7 protein-coding genes, 1 pseudogene and 1 riboswitch are annotated in these 18,789 nt (G+C 37.2%); of the genes and pseudogenes, 2 read left to right on the forward strand and 6 right to left on the reverse strand.

All coding sequences use genetic code 11. From position 1 onward, the window contains the following. Positions 1-29: 29 nt before the first annotated feature. From FHY60_RS11160 to FHY60_RS11170, 3 genes are all read right to left on the reverse strand, one after another. A complete protein-coding gene (locus tag FHY60_RS11160; protein ID WP_139905104.1) occupies positions 30-8,843 on the reverse strand; it encodes a glycoside hydrolase family 94 protein in 8,814 nt (2,937 codons plus the stop codon). Between the two features lie 109 nt (positions 8,844-8,952). Continuing rightward, positions 8,953-10,248 (reverse strand): diaminopimelate decarboxylase, encoded by a 1,296-nt coding sequence (gene lysA, locus FHY60_RS11165; protein WP_139905106.1) that lies wholly within the window; start codon positions 10,246-10,248, stop codon positions 8,953-8,955. Between the two features lie 396 nt (positions 10,249-10,644). Then, positions 10,645-10,818, reverse strand: a riboswitch (Lysine riboswitch). 78 nt (positions 10,819-10,896) lie between these two features. Next, on the reverse strand, positions 10,897-12,195 hold the full coding sequence (locus FHY60_RS11170) for a M18 family aminopeptidase (RefSeq protein ID WP_139905108.1): 1,299 nt from the start codon (positions 12,193-12,195) through the stop codon (positions 10,897-10,899). A 138-nt stretch (positions 12,196-12,333) separates the two neighbouring features. On the opposite strand from FHY60_RS11170, the gene FHY60_RS11175 reads away from it, so the two are divergent. Next, positions 12,334-13,518, forward strand: a complete 1,185-nt coding sequence (locus FHY60_RS11175) for a cation diffusion facilitator family transporter (RefSeq protein WP_139905110.1) — start codon at positions 12,334-12,336, stop codon at positions 13,516-13,518. Positions 13,519-13,749: 231 nt separating this feature from the next. On the opposite strand, the gene FHY60_RS11180 is transcribed toward FHY60_RS11175, so the two are convergent. Together FHY60_RS11180 and mgrA are read right to left on the reverse strand one after the other, a co-directional pair. Beyond that, entirely contained in the window at positions 13,750-14,730 is a 981-nt protein-coding gene (locus FHY60_RS11180; RefSeq protein ID WP_139905112.1) for a type I phosphomannose isomerase catalytic subunit, read from the reverse strand. Between the two features lie 24 nt (positions 14,731-14,754). Then, entirely contained in the window at positions 14,755-15,747 is a 993-nt protein-coding gene (mgrA, locus tag FHY60_RS11185; RefSeq protein WP_139905114.1) for an L-glyceraldehyde 3-phosphate reductase, read from the reverse strand. Positions 15,748-15,960: 213 nt separating this feature from the next. Between mgrA and FHY60_RS11190 the strand changes: the two genes are divergently transcribed. Then, a complete protein-coding gene (locus FHY60_RS11190) occupies positions 15,961-16,563 on the forward strand; it encodes a hypothetical protein (RefSeq protein WP_139905115.1) in 603 nt (200 codons plus the stop codon). A 57-nt stretch (positions 16,564-16,620) separates the two neighbouring features. On the opposite strand, the pseudogene FHY60_RS11195 reads toward FHY60_RS11190, so the two are convergent. Beyond that, a pseudogene (locus FHY60_RS11195) lies at positions 16,621-18,776 on the reverse strand (HelD family protein). Positions 18,777-18,789: the final 13 nt, after the last annotated feature.

The raw sequence follows: 18,789 nt of genomic DNA on the forward strand, positions 1-18,789 counted from the left end.
AAATTTTTAATAATATTTTTTAAATAATTTTATAAGGTTACTTCTACTTCATGTTCTCCGGCCTCCTGCCAAGGTACAATACCATTCTCCAGTCTAACTCCATTTAAAGAAATGGATTTTTCAGCACCTCTTCTCACAGTTATATTGTATTTACTGTTTCCTCTTCTGAATTCTATCTTATATTCCTCCCAGCTGTTTGGTATTGCCGGTTCAATTGTAAAGCCATTTTCGCCCTTATACCTGAGGCCAAGTATTGCCTCTATGCCCACTCTGTACATCCAACCGGCTGCACCGGTGTACCAGCTCCAACCACCTCTTCCTCCATGTGGTTCTCTCATATATACATCTGCTGCCATAACGTAGGGCTCTACCTTATATCTCTCACATTCCAAGGTTGTTTCTGAATGATTAACAGGATTTATCATATTAAAATACTTCCAGGCTTTATCACCATTTCCAAGCATGGCTTCAGCTAATATTACCCATATAGCTGCATGGGTATACTGAGCACCGTTCTCCCTAACCCCAGGCACATATCCTTTGATATATCCAGGTTCCAATTTAGAATTGTCAAAGGCCGGAGTTAGTAGTAAGATAATTCCCAAGTCATATTTAACCAGATATTTTTCCAGGGATGCCATAGCCTGCTTTGCTCTTTCCTTATCCCCTGCGCCGCTGATTATTGACCAAGATTGGGTTAGTGAGTCAATTTGACACTCATCATTTTGTATGGAGCCCAAAGGAGTTCCATCGTCAAAGTATGCCCTTCTGTACCAACTACCATCCCAAGCATACTTCTCAAGATTCTCCTTTATAAACTCAGCCTTTTCAATATATTTTTCAACCTTTTCAATGTCCCCTAGCTTGTTACAAATATCTTTAAAGCTTGTTAAAACGCTGTATAGGAACCAGCCCATCCATACACTTTCACCTTTTCCTTCGTTGCCCACTGTACTCATTCCATCGTTCCAGTCACCGCTGCCCATTAAAGGAATATTATGAACACCAAACTTCAAGGCCCTCTCTATTGCCTTTATGCAGTGCTCATATACAGTTCCGGTAACTTCACTTTTTCTGGCTACAGTGTATCTTTCGTCTTCTCCATCCTTTAGTGGTTCATCTTCCAGATAGCCTGCTCGCTCTTCCAATATAGAATAGTCGCCGGTGCTCTTTACATATTCTGCAGTAACGTATGGAAGCCACAACAGGTCATCGGAGAATCTTGTTCTTATACCGCTGTCTACTACAGGATGCCACCAATGCTGAACATCTCCCTCCAAAAATTGTCTTTCAGCACTTCTCTTTATTTGCTCTCTTGTTATCTCCTTTTCAATCAATCCTATATTCATTGAATCCTGTAGCTGGTCTCTATAGCCGTAGGCTCCGCCGGATTGGTAGAATGCCGTTCTTGACCAGTATCTGCAGGCCAAGGTTTGATACATAAGCCATCCATTAAGGAGCAAATCCATGGATTTGTCCGGTGTGGTAACTTTTATACGACCCAATATGTTATTCCAATACTCTACCGACTCTTCAAAAGCACTTCTTGCACCGGCAAGGTTACCATATCTTCTTATACAGTTCTGAAGTTCTTCTGTACTTTCACACTGGCCAAGAATCACTATCAGTGTCTTTTCTTCACCAGGCTCTAAATCCAGCTTTACATTTTCGCAAAGACATGGATCAATTCCGGCACCACATATATTGGACAGTCTGTCTTTTCGCATTCCTTGAGGAGAGAATATGCTCTTACCTCTGCCTAAAAATTCTTTTCTTGAACCTGTGAAGTTCTCTTCCTTTCCTCCGGCTATGTGAAGATATGTCTTTAATGTGCCAAAATGCTCACTATAAGGATTTTGGCCGGTAATGTACTTATTAACCTCATCTATTTCAGTTGTAATATATTGGGCTGTACTCTGGGGAGTAACTCCCAAAACTAAGTGAGCATAATAAGTTGCGGAAAGTGTTCTTCTCCTTTCGGTTCTGTTTTTCAAAGATACAATGAATACCTTACAGCTTTCCTTGGAGGGTACAAACATTGTCTCTTGACCTTCAATTCCGTAGGCTTCATGAATAAATCTGGAATATCCAAAACCATGCTCTATTATATAGGTACCATTGTCTCTCATGGGTTTAGGAGTAATACTCCAGAAGTCGCCACTTTCTTCGTCTCTTATGAATAAGGCTTCTCCGGGTAAATCGCAAACAGGATCATTTGTCCAAGGTGTAATCTTGTTCTCCCTACTGTTCCTTGCCCAAGTATAAGCACTTCCACTTTCAGAAATATGAAAACCAAATTTATCGTTGGAGATTACATTTATCCACGGAGCAGGTGTTATTTTGAAGTTTTCTAATATAATTACGTAGGCATTATTATGCTTACTAAAGCCACCATAACCATTAAAGAAATATAGATCTGAAGGGTCGTAGTAGGTCTTCATTATCTTTCTGCTCAATGCTGCTATCTCGCTGCTGAATTCTACAGAATAAGCAGACTTAGCCCTCCACCTAAACTTATCTAAAATGGTTTCCTTTCTATTGGAGCTTGATTTATTCCTATTTTTATACATATTGATAACTTGATTTTCCCTGGTCTTTGTTCTTATATAGCTTACTGCATCTTTATCAAGTTCGTTATCATTTAGGTTTTGGATTCGTATTAAGTTAACGGTTTCTTGGTTATTTCCATTTATTTGCTCCATAAAGTTTCCGTTTTCTGAATCTATTACTAGTCTTGCAATGGCCATTAATAGTTCTATAGTACCTTCATCCATGGTTGTTCTGTTATGAACAAAAATATTTCCTTTGTTTCCACCTCCTCCTTTTCTCATTGCCAGCATATCTCTTACTGAATTTTGTAGTGGCTGAGCGTAAGACACTTCTTCCAGATTCAATATAATCAAGTCTACTTTTAAGCCCTTTAAGCCCCAGTACTCATGGGCACTCATCAGCTGTCTCACATAATCCAAATCATTCTCATGTCTTATAATAAGAAGGACAATAGGTAAATCTCCGGATATTCCATAGGCCCACAAATCTCTTTGATGTTTTTTAATATTTCTAATATAGTGCCCTCTTTGCATAAGCTGCTCATTTATAAACAGTATTTTAGAGGCCATAATTTGGTAAAGATTTGCCTGGGTAGATTTTATACCCATGTACTTCATTTCTACCTGGCTTTCAGTCCAAGAGAGCTCAAAGGCTCTATTAATATTCTGGAATTCCCTGTACTTCTTAGATAATTCTGTTGCTTCTTCCTTTGAATCTGCAACTGCAATTGTAAATGCAATTTTGCAGCTCTCTCCGCTCCTTAATCTTATTCTTCTTCTCATGCTTATGATTGGATCTAATACTGCGCCTACGGTATTTTGCAGAGGGGCATCTTTATCCATTGCCACAGGATTATACAGAGTTCTTCCTCTACCTATAAAATTCAATCTGCTGGTTTCATATTGTAGATTTCCAATAGCCTCACCCTGTAATGCTATTGTTTGCATTAACCAAGGCTTCTTTTGTCCTTTTGCCCGAGGTCGTCTATTGGCTAATATGCAGCCTGTAGCTTCCACATACTCTGTCCCTATAAACAAATTACTAAAAGCAGGATGAACAAGGTCTGCGTTATAAGGAGCCAAGGTAACCTCACAATAAGATGTGATCTCCAATATAACTTCTTCTGTACCATGGTTGGTAAGATTTATTCTTCTTATCTCTGCATTATCTTCTCCGCTTACTGTAATCTCTGTATGTGAAGAAATATTTCCGTCTCTTCTCTTAAATTCAACCTTATCCATTGAAAAGATAACCTGATAATCAGTGCCTTCATTTTTACATGGTTCATAGGTTGAGCTCCAGTACGTATTTTCATTCAAGTTTTTTATATAAAAGAACATACCGCTGCTGTCATCGGTAGCGTCTTCCCTCCACCTATACAAGGTCATATCTTCTTTTTTAGCATAGCCGCTTCCACTGTTTGAAATCATCATGCTATAGGTTCCATTGGATAGTATATTGGTTTCCGGTACCTCTGTCAGCGCTGTGTTATAGGCTCTTACAAATAAACTATACTTTTCATTCACTCCCTCATGAACCTTAAAGGTCACTTCTCTATCGTAAACTACATTTCTTGGTACCTTTTCCTGCAATAGCAGTTCAGTTGCCTTAACTTCAGGAATACTATGGAAACGTTCAACAAGGGCATCCCTATTTAGCACATTATTCAGTGCCATAAGGCTCATACCCTGGTGATGTACCATAAAGCACTTTACAACAGCCTTATTTTTACCTTTTGGCAGCCTTTCCCTAGTATAGTCCGCTGCCTCATATAGGCCATATTTGCCTTCCATACCTTCCTTGATAAGTCTTTTGATATTCTCTACGCCTCCTTTTAGTCCCTTCTGAAGAGAAATAACGGTGGCATAAGGTGAGACTACCAATTCATTTGATAACCCTCTCTTTAGTCCAATACCGGGTATACCAAAAGCCTTATATTGATAGTTCATAGCATTGTCAAAATAATAAAATGCTGACTCTGATATTCCCCAAGGCACATTTCTCTCCCTGCAGTATATCTTTTGTCCTTCAATTACCGCCTTGTAGGTTTCATCAATCAAGGTATCAGGATAGGTCTTCATAATAAGCAAGGGCATAAAGTATTCAAACATAGTTCCACTCCAGGACACTAAGCCTTTGGACTTTCCCATAAAAGTCATTGCACGGCCAAGTTTAAACCAATGTTTCTGTTCCACATCTCCCTTTGCTATTGCCATAAAGCTGGCACATCTTGCCTCAGAAGCAAGCAAGTCGTAATAACTATTATTCAGAGCATCCTTTTCCATATCATATCCAATTGAGAAGAGCTGTCTCTTTCTATCATAAACCACCCTAAAATCTGTGTTCTCAACAAACTTTACAAGCCTCCTTATCAATTTGGATGCTCTATTTATATGCTGCATAATTTCCTTATTACCATTTGCAATAAGCTCAGAAAAGCTCTCAAAATCATTGTTTTCGAAATTATCATTGTTTAACTTCCTAAACTTTTGCAAAGCTCTATCCAGCAGCACTGTAATATCCTTGAATGCACTATTGTTTACTATACTTATAAACTCATTTTTAATTTCCTGCGGGATATGATTTTCGCAGCAGACTATATCCACCCAAGGAACATATCTTTGGAATTCACTAAGGAATTTGCTGCAGCTATTCTTCAGCTTAGAATTCCAATACAAGTTTTTTCCTTCTACATTCTTCTCTATTTCAATAACCTTGCTCCAAAGTTCCATCAAGAAGTTCTTCCAGGATACTAAGTCCATAGAAAGACCAGGTATCTTTTTCATGATAGCTTCATAGGGTGCTTTTAAAGTTGTCTTTTCCTCAATCTCCTTAGCTGCTAACCTTATGGTATCCTCTATTCCCGCAATATAATTTTTACTTAATAGCGGTTCATCTAAATATATCTCTAGACAACGGGCTGCCAGCCACATATAAGCAACCATATTTCCACTATCAACGGTAGATATGTATCTTGGATATAGGGGTTCTTTTGTTACTGTATCATACCAGTTGAAAAGATGGCCTTTATAACCTATGAGACCTTCAATAGTAATCATGGTCTTATCGATTCTGTCAATGGTTTCGTTTATACCGATATAGCCCAAATCATGGGCACAGATATTACTTGTAAGCCCCATACCTATATTTGTTGGTGAGGTCCTATGGGCAACCCCATTAGGTGGACTTTCTTGATAGTTATCCGGTGCCAGCCAATTATTCCCGCTGTTTACAAAGTCCTCAAAATAAGCCCAGATCTCTCTGCTTAGCCTTCTGAGTAATTCTCTATCCTCCTTGCTATAAGTATACTCCTTTGGTGAGTATTCCTTACTTATATAGTAGGCAATATACGGACTTACAAACCACAATATGGTAGAAGGCAACAAGATTAACCCAAAATATAAGTAGCTATTAAAAGCTAGAACTCCAATAAGTGCAGCCAGTACGCTTGCGGGCCACATTCGGCTTATATATGATTTAAAATCCTTTCCGCTGGTTGCTTCTGCATCAGCAGCAGTCTGCCATTCTAAGAGATTTCTTTTGCTTATGAAAAGCCTGTAAAGTGTTCTTATTATAGCATCACACATCAAATATGCCATGTAAGGAATAAAGCAAAATAACAAGAAAATCTGTTCAGCCGCCATTATGACATTCCTAAAACGGCCGGTAAGGTTAAGACCTTTGCTTGGTGCTACAACAGCGTCAGATACATCAAAAAATACGGGACATATTATAGAAAGAAAAGCCACTATTATCCAAGGTTCCTCTGTGGGCAATATACTCAGTGCAAGTAGTATAAGTATGACAATAGAAGGAGTTATAAGGCTTCTTCTCAAGTTATCAAATATCTTCCACTTAGACAAGCCACTTAAGGAACTTTTTTTAAAAAGCCACGGTAATAGCTGCCAATCTCCTCTAACCCATCTATGCAGCCTTTTACTACTTGAATTATAATATGCCGGATATCCATCAATGAGTTCAATATCTGTAACCAATGCTGTTCTGGCATAATTGCCCTCTAAAAGATCGTGGCTTAAAACCGCATTTTCAGGTATTTCTCCCTTTAATACCGTTTCAAACACATCTATATCATATATGCCTTTTCCGGTAAAAATACCCTCTCCAAAGAGATCCTGATAAACATCAGACACCGCAGAGGTATACATATCCAATCCTGTTTCGCCGGAGAATATTCTAGAAAAAGGAGTCTTGTTTGCTACCAATGTTGCTACACTAACCCTAGGCTGCATAATTCCATATCCTCGAATTACTTTCTTTTTATTTTTGTCAATCACGGCACGGTTCAAAACATGGCTCATAGCTCCAATTAACCGCTTTGCAGCGTCCCTAGGCAAAATGGTATCCGCATCCAGAGTAATTACATATTTAACAGCTTTAAGTTGGCTTAAATCACTGCTGATAACATTGTAGGTGGTATTCTTATCACCTCTAAGCAGGGCATTAAACTCCATGAGCTTTCCCCTTTTTCTTTCCCATCCCATCCATACTCCCTGTTTGTCATTATACTTTCTGTATCTGCAGAGAAAATAGAAGATATCATTATTTTCTTGACAATACTTTTCATTCAATTGTCTAATGTGCTTTAGTGCATAATTGACAATAGCTTCATCATTTTTTGAATGTTCTTCCTTACTGTCCGGAAAGTCTGCTAATAATGCAAAATACAGATTTTTCTCCGAGTTTGCTAGGTAATATACCTCCAAGTCATCAATGAGTTCCTTTGCCCGCTTTTCACTATTGACTAAAGTAGGTATTACTACTACAGTGGAACTTTCCACCGGTATTCCGTCTTCTAAGGATAATTTCGGTACAAATTTCGGATTGGCCAGAGAGTTTATGCTCCGATTCAGTATAGAGATTACAATTTCACTGCAGGGAATAAGTATAGCTACCCCTCCAATAATATATCTCCACAAGACAACATTATTATCTCTTGATAAGCTTATTAACAGTGTAGCAGTTCCTATAAGGCCCATGCCGCAAATTAATATCCCCAGATAGAAAAACAGAGGATGATTTTTTATTGTATCAGCCAGCCTGTCGGGAATTCCCGGCTTATACTTTATCTTCTTCTTTAAAATATTTATTCCATCATCTATTAGGTAGTACCCAATATGCTTCTTATACAGCTCTGACTCCTCTTTATCCTCGCTTTTTGCACATTCTATGACCTTTTTTGCTACGAGGGCTTCTCCAATCCTAGCTTTTCTGGCCAATACCTCCAAACTGTGTCTATAATTATCTCTGGACTCAAAATCCATCTTTGAATAAATCTGTGCCGGGTCATCCTTTAGGATTTGCTCCACATAACTTAACTTTTCAAAGGAGTGCTTCCAATCTAATGCCCCCAAAACCCTTATAGAATTTATACTATTTCCAAGAGAAATCTGGTAATTGGCCTGTTTTCTATGTTCTCTGCTGACAGTCTTTTCTATATTGGATTGGTTAGCTTCCAAATTCTCATTCAACCATGTGTAAACTTCGTCACTGTCAACTCCATTATCTCTGATTACTTTTATAATCCTTTCCACGAAATGAGAGGAAAAATTGAACTTTGTATTCTTCAATATCTCAATTTCCTGCTTTAGTTTCTTATCGGCATAGGCATTAATTACTCTGTCTGCAACAATCTCCCCCTGCCTTTTTTCCTTTAAGGCATAAACTATCTTTTCTACGATATGGCTTATGTTTTGAATCAATGCGATTCTAAGCATAATGGGCAGCGCCCATAGTTCACCGCTGGTTAAAATGGTATTCTTCTGATAAGCATTTATAAATCTCTCTATTCTTACTTCATCTACCAAACCGTCCGTATGTGATATTATTTCTACAGCAATCTGATAAACTCTCGGATATCCCTTCATTATTCCTTTACTAATAACCGGAAGGTTTTTATAGTAGCTTTCAGGCATATTTGACTTTATATCTTTATATTCTTTTTGAATCAAATACAGATTGTCTAACAGCCACTCCGCTGCCGGAACCATCTCTCTCTTGCTATCAGCTTCCTTATCAATATAGTCATAACCCTTCAATATATTTTGAAAACTCTTGTCAAGGCTTTTTATAAGCCTTCTCTTTGAGTTCATTTTTTTTGTTTCAGAAAAGTGAGTTGAAATCTGTACTGCGTGTTTTTCCAGGTCTTCATTGTTTACATATATGTTGGGAACGTCCTCCATTATATTTTCATCAATATATTCATAGTCCTCTAAAGCAATATGGATTATCCAGAATAAGGCTGCAGTCAAAATTGATAAGTATATATATATCATCCCATATCTCCCTCCAAAACCAGTAACTTTTTATGTGCCTTAAATTATTATTACCTAAAAAACAGGAAAATATAAAAAAAAGTGGCCTTCGCCACTTCTTTCATAGATGTTACATTATTTCATTTTTTATAACGTCCTCGTAGGTCTCTCTCCTGCAAATAAGTCTTGTTGTACCCTTTGACGCCATCACAACTGCAGCCTTAGGTATTTTATTATAGTTACTTGCCATAGAATATCCATATGCTCCTGTGGAAAGCACTGCCAGTATATCTCCACTTTTAACTTCAGGTATAGTTATATCAGTCAATAGTATATCTCCAGATTCACAGCATTTCCCTGAGATGGTAACCTGCTCACTTTCTCCACCTTTGACTTTGTTGGCTATAACACATTCATATTGGGCTCTATATAGGGCTGGTCTTATATTGTCAGTCATTCCTCCATCCACAGCCACATACTTTCTTATTTCCGGAATTTCCTTTATAGCCCCTACAGTATATAGTGTAATACCGGCATTACCGACTATGGATCTGCCAGGTTCAATGGTCAGCATCGGCGGCACAATGGTGAGCTCCTTGCACTTTTCTTCATAAGTCTCAATTATTTTACTGCAATACTCTTCAATACTGTAAGGCTTATCCCCTTCTTTATAGTAGATACCAAAACCACCGCCTAAGTCCAGTTCAGAAAGCATATATCCTGTCTCATCATAGATATTCTGCATTAAAGTCAACATTATATTTGTAGCATCCTTATAGGGCTCTGTTTCAAAAATCTGAGACCCAATATGGCAGTGTATTCCCACCAGTTCTACATTTTCCTTTTCAATTGCACTTTTCACAGCCTTTAAAGTGTTATTATTCAGCAGGGTAAAGCCAAACTTGGAATCTACCTGCCCAGTCTTTATATAATCATGGGTATGTGCTTCTATGCCTGGTGTAAGACGAAGCAGAATGTTCTGATTTACCTTGTATTCACCTGCAACTGCACTGATAATTTCTATTTCTGAGAAATTATCCACTACAAACCTGCCTACTCCCAGCTTAACACCCATCTCAATTTCTTCCACAGTCTTATTATTTCCATGAAAATAAACCCTTTCCATGGGAAATCCACTTTTGTATGCCGTATATAGTTCTCCTCCGGATACCACATCCAAACATAGACCTTCCTCTTTTATTATGTTACACATTGTCAATGTAAGAAACGCCTTTCCTGCATATGCAACTCTATTTTTATTTTCATTCACTTTGAAAGCTTTGATGTATCTCCTGCAGTTGTCTCTTAATAGCTCCTCGTCATAAACATACAGGGGTGTACCAAACTCCTTTACCATATCTGTACACTTTACACCACCTACTGTGAGTTCATTATCTATTATATTCATACTACCAAACAACCTCATTTTTTATCCCTCCATCCTCAATTTTTAAGCTCAAAGGGCACTTTCAACTACTTCTATGGCTCTTAATTTATTTTCCCTCTTAAGGGCACAGATTTTATGTATTTCATAAAAGTTATCATTATTGTTTATACTAAATATTTCAGACATTCTATCGGCCCCCTAGAGGTATTCTTCATTCCTAATTACACTACAGATGACCTAGTAATAATTTCATCTATTACTATTTTATCCATAAAAGTAAAGGATGTGAGCATTTCTATAAATTCACCAAAATAATATTTTAGTATTGTAAAGTTTATCCGTGGATCTGACTCATAAAAATAATATTTAGATAATAAAAATACAGCAAAGGAACACCTTTGCTGTATAGATATAGGGATCTAAATACAACTTTGTGCACCTTGTAGCTCTCCACCTCATCATAATCGGTGACAACCTTGCATATCTTCTATGCAAAGCCAGAAAACGCCTCTGCCAAAACATTTTCTTCGGCTGGAATTCCTTTCTTCATGCGTCAATGCCTGCCGGCTCTTCATGAATACTATTAATTCCAGCACCTCTAACATAGGTATCTCTTTATTAAATTAGCTTAATATTAGCATAAATATACACAATATGCAACACTATTTTATAGTTAATGAGTAATGACTAATTGCTGAAGAATTCTATGAAGGACTTAATTACATAGCCATGATCGTCCACACCACCAAGTTCTCTTACAGAGTGCATTGCAAGTATTGGTGTTCCTATGTCTACAGATCTTATGGGCAAGTGAGTTGAAGATATCGGCCCTATGGTTGATCCGCCTCTTTCATCTGATCGGTTTACAAATCTTTGTACTGGCACCCCTGCCCTCTTGCATATCATTTCATAAACTCCTGCAGTTACGCTGTCTGAAGTGTACTTTTGGGCTGCACTTACCTTAATCACCGGTCCGCCATTAATTACAGCCCTATTTATTGGATCGTATTTTTCAGTGGAATTAGGATGTATAGCATGAGCCAAATCAGCTGAAATCATAAAGGATTGAGCATAAGCCCTAAATAATTCCTCTCTTCCTTTTCCTAAGGATAATAAAATTCTCTCCAATATGTGCGGAAGAACTTCTGAATCTGCCCCCTGCCTTGTAGAGCTTCCCACTTCCTCATTGTCAAAGCATGCTAACAGATTTACTCCGCCTTGGTTATTCGTATTTATTAGCGCTTCCAAGCCTGCATGAACCATAGCCAAATTATCCAGTCTTCCGGATGAGATAAAATCCTCTTCAGAGCCAACAATGGAGCCTTTCCCGTATTCATACAAATATAGGTCAAAGTCTAAAATCTCTTCTTTTTCAACCTTAAGTTCCTTGGAAAGCAGTTTAATTAAATACTCATTCTTCTCTGCTGTGTCTTTGATAACTGCCAGTAAGGGAAGGGTATGCTTTTGCGGATTTACCGGAACTCCTTCATTTGCTTGTCTATTAAAATGTATGGCCAGGTTTGGTATTACCATAATTGGCCTTTTTATATTAACAAAAAGTGTCTTAGGGAGTAAACCATTTGTTCTGACAGCAACTCTTCCTGCCACAGAAAGAGGTCTATCCAACCAGGTATTCATTATAGGTCCCCCATATACCTCTGTATTCAGTGATATGTACTTGCCTTCTGCACAGATTTCCGGGTTAGGCTTTATTTTGAACCCCGGTGAATCCGTATGGGCTCCAATTATTTTAAAACCATGTTCCTCTATGTTTCCAAGTCCTACATTAAAAGCAAAAATGGCAGAATCATTTATTTTAGTATAATACTTTCCTCCGGCCACAATATTCCATTTATCCTCAGCCTTAAGCTCTTCATATCCCTTATTCTTTAAAATTCCCTCTGTAGTTAAAACCGCATGATAGGCGGTAGGACTTTCATTTATAAAAGCTAAAAGCTCCTCTGCATATTTTCTATTGTCTTTCATCTCGCACCTCCAAAATAATCTAGGCTTTTTAATATGTAATATTATGCTTTTTATGATATACTATTATTATGCTTATAGGCAATACCTATGATTTTGTATTTTGTACTTTATACTTTTGCTCAAAATGGGGTGTTATTTATGTTATGGAAATTATTAATAAAGATTTTTATAAAAGATAGTGATAATTTAAAAAGCGGAAAGGTTCGCTCTGCCTATGGTCTGCTGGCCGGTGTTGTTGGTATTATTGTAAACCTGCTGCTCTTTGTCATGAAGCTTCTGGTGGGCCTTTTTACCCAAAGTATAGCTGTAACAGCTGATGCCTTCAATAATTTTACCGACAGTGCCTCATCCTTGGTGACCATCATTGGCTTTAAGTTATCTAATGTGCCTGCAGATGAAGAGCATCCCTTTGGCCATGGAAGATATGAATACATCTCTGCCTTGATAGTAGCCTTCATGGTAATGTTCGTTGGGCTGCAGTTTGTTAAATCCTCCTTTGATAGGATCCTTAATCCATCACCGGTTGAGTTTGAAACCATACCCTTTGTATTGATGCTGATATCTATATTGACAAAGATTTGGATTTCTCGCTTTAATAGTCTCATTGGTAAAAGGATTGACTCTTCCGCTTTAAAAGCTTCTTCCTTTGATGCTTTAGGTGACGTAATTACCTCCAGTGTTGTGGCTTTTTCACTGTTGATGTCATTGTGGACATCTTTTCCTCTTGATGGTTATATTGGTATTGCAGTAGCACTGCTTATCCTCTACAATGGCTTTAAACTGGTAAAGGAAACACTAAATCCGCTGCTGGGAGAAGCCCCTGATGCAGAACTGGTAAAGGCCATTAGGGAGGCTGTCATGTCCTATGAATATATCAGCGGGGTGCATGATCTTATAATACACAACTATGGCCCAGGTAGGTGTATTGCTTCTATCCACGCTGAAGTCCCGGCTAATATAAATATAGTAAAAATTCATAACGTAATTGATGATGCAGAAAGAGAAATTTCAGAAAGACTGAATATAATTTTACTAATCCATATGGATCCCATCAATGTCGATGATGAGGAAATTCACGAGACAAGAAGACAGATTGAAGAGATCTTATTACAATTTCAACAAGTCAAGTCCATGCATGACTTTAGAATTGTAGGTGAAGGAGAGCATAAGAACATTATCTTTGATATTGTTATAGGAACCTCCGGAAAGATATCCTCAGACCATGTAAGTAAACTTAAAGAAGCCATAAATAATAAGGTTAGAAAGCTCCATCCACAATATAATTGCATTATCACCGTAGACAAAGACTTCTCTGATTGGTAGTTTTGTAATTAGTAACGAGTAATGAGTTTCTTACTATATGATGCTCTGTTTTAGAAAAGTGTTGCTAATTAAAACTTATTCATCTACTGTTTCTTAAAAAATTTGGCATGCTATGGCATGCCTATAAAAATTATAAAATTAAAGATTTTTCGTAGTAAAGCGGAGAAAAACCCTCCTTAATTACTCATTGCTCATTACTCATTGTTAAAGAAAGTGCTATGCACTTTCTTTCTAGCCTTTAATCACTTCAAGTATTTCCTTTTCTACTTTGCTTACATCAGGAACGTAGCTCTTTAGGACAACCATCTTGCCTTTAAAGATATACTTTCCTAAGGCTGCAGGTATGAGAACACTTTCACCTCTGGTGATGGTTTCACTCCCATTGTTATATTCTATTACTCCGCTGCCCTCAACGCAGGTGAAGATAAAGAATCTCTCAGGGTCGCTGTATTCTGTGAGTTCTTTCTCCACATCGTACTTCTCCAAAGAAAATTCTTTTGCCAGACATAGATAGGTTTTAGTATAGCCATCCTTCTCTATCTTTAATCCTTCACTCTTTTTACCCTTAAGGTTTAAATTAACTACTTCCATGGCTTTGTCTATATGTACTTCTCTGCCTCTGTTATAGTCATAAACCCTGTAGGTAGTATTAGAGTTCTGCTGTATTTCTGCTATTATGGCACCTTCGCAAATTGCATGCATCAAACCGCTCCTGATGAAGTAGGTCTCGCCCTTCTTTATTTTAACCTTATTCATATACTGCTCCAGTGTTCCTTCTTCTATAGCCTTTCTGAATTGTTCCTTTGTACAGCCTTCCTTAACTCCAACTATGAGCTCAGCACCTTCTTTTGCATCCACTACATACCATGCCTCTGTCTTTCCAGGCCCATTTTCAACCCTGAAACCATATTCATCATCAGGGTGAACCTGTATGGACAATTTATCATTGGAATTAATCAGCTTTAATAATAATGGAAATCTGTCTTTACTAATTTTGGTTCCAACTAATTGATCACCTTTAGCTACAATGAGCTTATCTAGGGACATACCTTTTAATTCGCCGTTGGCTACTTTACTTGTACCATCCTCATGGCAGGCGACGTCCCAGCTTTCTCCAATATCACCTTCAGGTAAATCCACCTTTAAGGTTTCAAGCTCTCTTCCTCCCCAGATCTTTTCAAAATAGATGCTTTCAAACTTTAATGGATACATTTATAGCCCCTCACTCTACTAAAACTATTTATTTAATATCTCATCGATTCTTGTCAGCTCATCCTCTGTAAATTCAAGCTTTTCAACTATTCTAACATTCTCTAATATCTGAGAGGACTTACTTGCGCCAATAAGCACAGAAGTTACTTTATTTTTTCTAAGCACCCAAGCTAGAGCCATTTGAGCAAGAGTCTGGCCCCTTTCCTCTGCAACTTTGTTTAAGGCCCTAACCTTTGTCAATAAATCCTCTGTGATTGCTTCCTTTGTCAGGAATACAGAAGCCCCAGCAGCTCTTGAGTCCTCTGGAATTCCATTAATATACTTGGTGGTAAGCTTTCCCTGTGCCAGTGGACTAAAGGCTATGCAACCCATCCCCTCTTCTTCCAGAATTTCTTGCAACCCGTCTTCAATCCATCTGTTAAGCATAGAGTAGTTTGGTTGATGAATAAGTAATGGAGTACCTAACTCTCTCATTATCTGTGCTGCTTTTTTCGTATCTTCTGCATTGTAATTTGATATGCCAACATACAAGGCCTTTCCCTGTTTAACAATATCATGAAGAGCAGTCATGGTTTCCTCTAATGGAGTGTTAGGATCCGGACGGTGATGATAGAATATATCAACATAATCCAATTGAAGTCTTTTTAAGCTTTGATCCAGACTAGAAATTAAATATTTTCTTGATCCCCAGTCGCCATATGGTCCCGGCCACATGCCATAACCGGCCTTAGTGGATATAATTAACTCGTCTCTGTAATTTCTAAAATCTTCTTTTAGAATTCTTCCAAAGTTTTCTTCTGCTGATCCTGGTGGTGGTCCATAATTATTAGCTAAATCAAAGTGAGTTATACCACAATCAAAGGCAGTCTTCGACATATCTCTCATATTCTCAAAAGTGTTAATACCTCCAAAATTATGCCATAATCCTAAGGAGACAGCCGGCAGAAGTAATCCACTTTTTCCGCATCGATTATACTTCATAGATTCGTATCTGTTTGCTGCTGGTGTATATCTCATTACAAGTCCTCCTTTAATGTTATTTTAAATTTATTTTATTTATAATATCTAGTATATATTATATTGTTTATTTTAACAATAAATAAAGCGCTTTGTACAATTTCTATTGAAAAACTTTTGGTTTATAGTAAAATATATATTGTGAAATATATTTAATGCATTTTTTAATCTTATTAAATTTCATATCAACCTTAACTGCAAGGGGGTATAATTATGCCGAAATGTTATCCCGAAACTAAACTCATAGCTTTCCTAATTTTAGACAAGCACTCTTTGGATACTCTCAATAACATTGCTAATGGAATTGAAAAAAATATTAATTACGATGTCAGTATTCTTTGGAATTTACAAGCACAATTAATTCCATATCATCCCCATCACAGTATTAAGAGCTTTATGACACCAATTCAGTGTGCTAAAGACGAAATAGAAATATGTAATATAAATTATAACAGTACATATGTTATATTGTATTGTTCAAAGTATTTAGAAGAAATTATCAAATATTTTCTTTCAATGCTTCATCCTGTTATGAAGTTTAAATTTAGGTTGCTTTCCTTTGGAAATTTAATAAAAAAACTTGAAAATTATGATTTCCTTCCAAAAGCTATTGTAGAAGCTTTAAGCCAAATCTACATCCTAAACTCAAGGGCTCAGTCAGAGCAAGAAGCACAATTCAAGGCAATGGATGCAATAACAGTATATATATGTTCTCTTATAATCGGCTGCAGGCTTTTAGAACTGTCAGATCAACGGTTAAAAGTATCGGAGAGAAAATGTCTTGACAACTTTTACAAAGTCAACGCTGGAGATTAGTTTCAATATAAAAACACAGTTTAAACGCATAAACTGTGTTTTTATTTGTTTATATTATTAGCTTTTCTTAATCACAGTAAGCTCATGAAGAGCTCTGGAACACATAACGTAATTTATATTATTATCTATGCTATTGTTACTTTGCATCACATCAACAATAACAACTGCATCAAACTCTAAGCCCTTAGCATAATAAGATGGCATAAGCACTGTACCACCAGCAAAAATCAGGTCTTCATCATCCACAACTCTAATAGGAATTTCCCCTTTTGTAAGAGCCCTCAAATAATTTAACTGTGTTAAATCCCGTACTATAACTGCTATATTTTCATAGCCACGGTTCTTATATTGCTCAAGGCATTCTCTTATTAATTCCTTTAACTCCTCTTCTTCTTTGTAGCCCACTTCTTTTACCTCTTCACCGCTCCTTACAAGAGGAACTATTTTTGAATCCTTAAGATATCTGTTAGCATACTCCATTATTTCTCTTGTAGACCTATAGCTTTTTTCCAAAGTAAAATACTCAATGCCAAATTCCTTATAAGCAGAGGAGAGTTCAGTCATTGGCACGGCCTCTGCATAAGGAAGCAGTCTTTGATTCACATCACCTACTATGGTCATGGAAGAGCAATTTGTTATTTCTTTAATCACTCTAAACTGTAAAATACTATAATCTTGAGCTTCGTCTATAACTACATGTCTTATATCTTCCTTACTAAGTCTTCCCTTAAGCTTTAAGCTGATATAAAGTAGTGGCGCCAAGTCATCATAAATCAATTCTCTGCCGCCATTCATTTTATCATAGATCTCCATTACGGAGGGATTATCAAGCCAGCTCAGAGCTTCCTTTGTATTTAAAGATGCCCTCAATATTTCTCTAATTTTACTGCGTCTCATAAATTCAAGCTGGCTTCCCTGGGCGTTAAGCTGTTCAGGACTCATAGAGGCAATTTTTTGCTTATACTCTCTTTGACTTTTCTTATTAGGTCATCTCTTACGTCTTTAATCTTGCTAAAGATTATTCTTCTTGCCTTTCTGGTTCTTCTGAATAAGGGCAAGTTATGATAATGAACAGTAAATAACTCCTCAATTTCCTTAGCACTGATAATTAATATATCTTCCAGATACACATCCTTAGCCTTAAAGTAGTCTGTATCCAGTTCCATTAGCTTTTCATCTAAGATTTCTATGAAATGAGGTGAATTTTTCAGGCCTATATCTTCTAGGAGTTCTTTATCGCCCGCCAGCACTTTTTCCATATATTCCTTAAAAGGCATAATATGTTCGATATTCAGAAGCTCCATTGCATAATCCTTAAAAGTTCTCTGCTTTACCCCCACCTCACCCAGGCTTGGTAATACCATGGAGATGTACTCCATAAAAATACTGTTAGGTCCAAGAATCAATACTTTGTCCTGCAAAATATCCCTATAGTTATATAACAGATAGGCCACCCGATGGAGAGCGATGGTAGTCTTACCACTTCCAGCAACCCCATTTACCACTACGGTCTTAGTCCTTGGCTGCCTTATAATGTTATCCTGTTCCTCCTGAATAGTCATTACGATATCTTTCAGTTTCTGTGAACTATTTTCACTTAATACAAGCTGTAATATATCATCTTTTACTTCAGCAGCACTATCAAACATTCCGGTAAGTTGGCCACGTTTTATTATAAACTGTCTTTTTAACAAAACATCTGCTTCTATTTCTCCTACCGGTGCCTTATAGGTTGCCTTTCCAAGCTTTCCGCTGTAAAAAAGAGCTGCTATAGGCGCCCTCCAGTCTACTACCAGGGGTTCATAGGTTCCCTCAGGTGTAAGTCCGAATCTTCCAATATAAACAGTTTCCTCGTCTTCGGAATCTAATTCAGTAAAATCAACCCTACCGAAGTAAGGGGCATTTTCTAAGATAACCAGTTCCTTTAATCTTCTGTCTATGGTTTTAAAAGCTTCTTCTTTCACAAACCTTTCATGATCAAAATACTCTGTGATTTTATCTTCATCTTCCCTATACTCGTCCAGAACATTCTTCCTATATTCCAAGATATACTGTCCAAACTCTTTTCTCTTTGAAATATATTTTAGTATCTCAGCTTTAATAACATTTTTGGTATACTCTAATCTTTCCTCCTCAAGGTTTCTTTCAAAAGCCTCTTTTATGCTTTCACTGATCACTTCTTCTTTATCTATATGGAAATCCTTATTATCCATGTTTATACCCCCA

It is taken from the genome of Clostridium thermarum (assembly GCF_006351925.1).
GTDB lineage: Bacteria > Bacillota > Clostridia > Clostridiales > Clostridiaceae > Clostridium_AU > Clostridium_AU thermarum.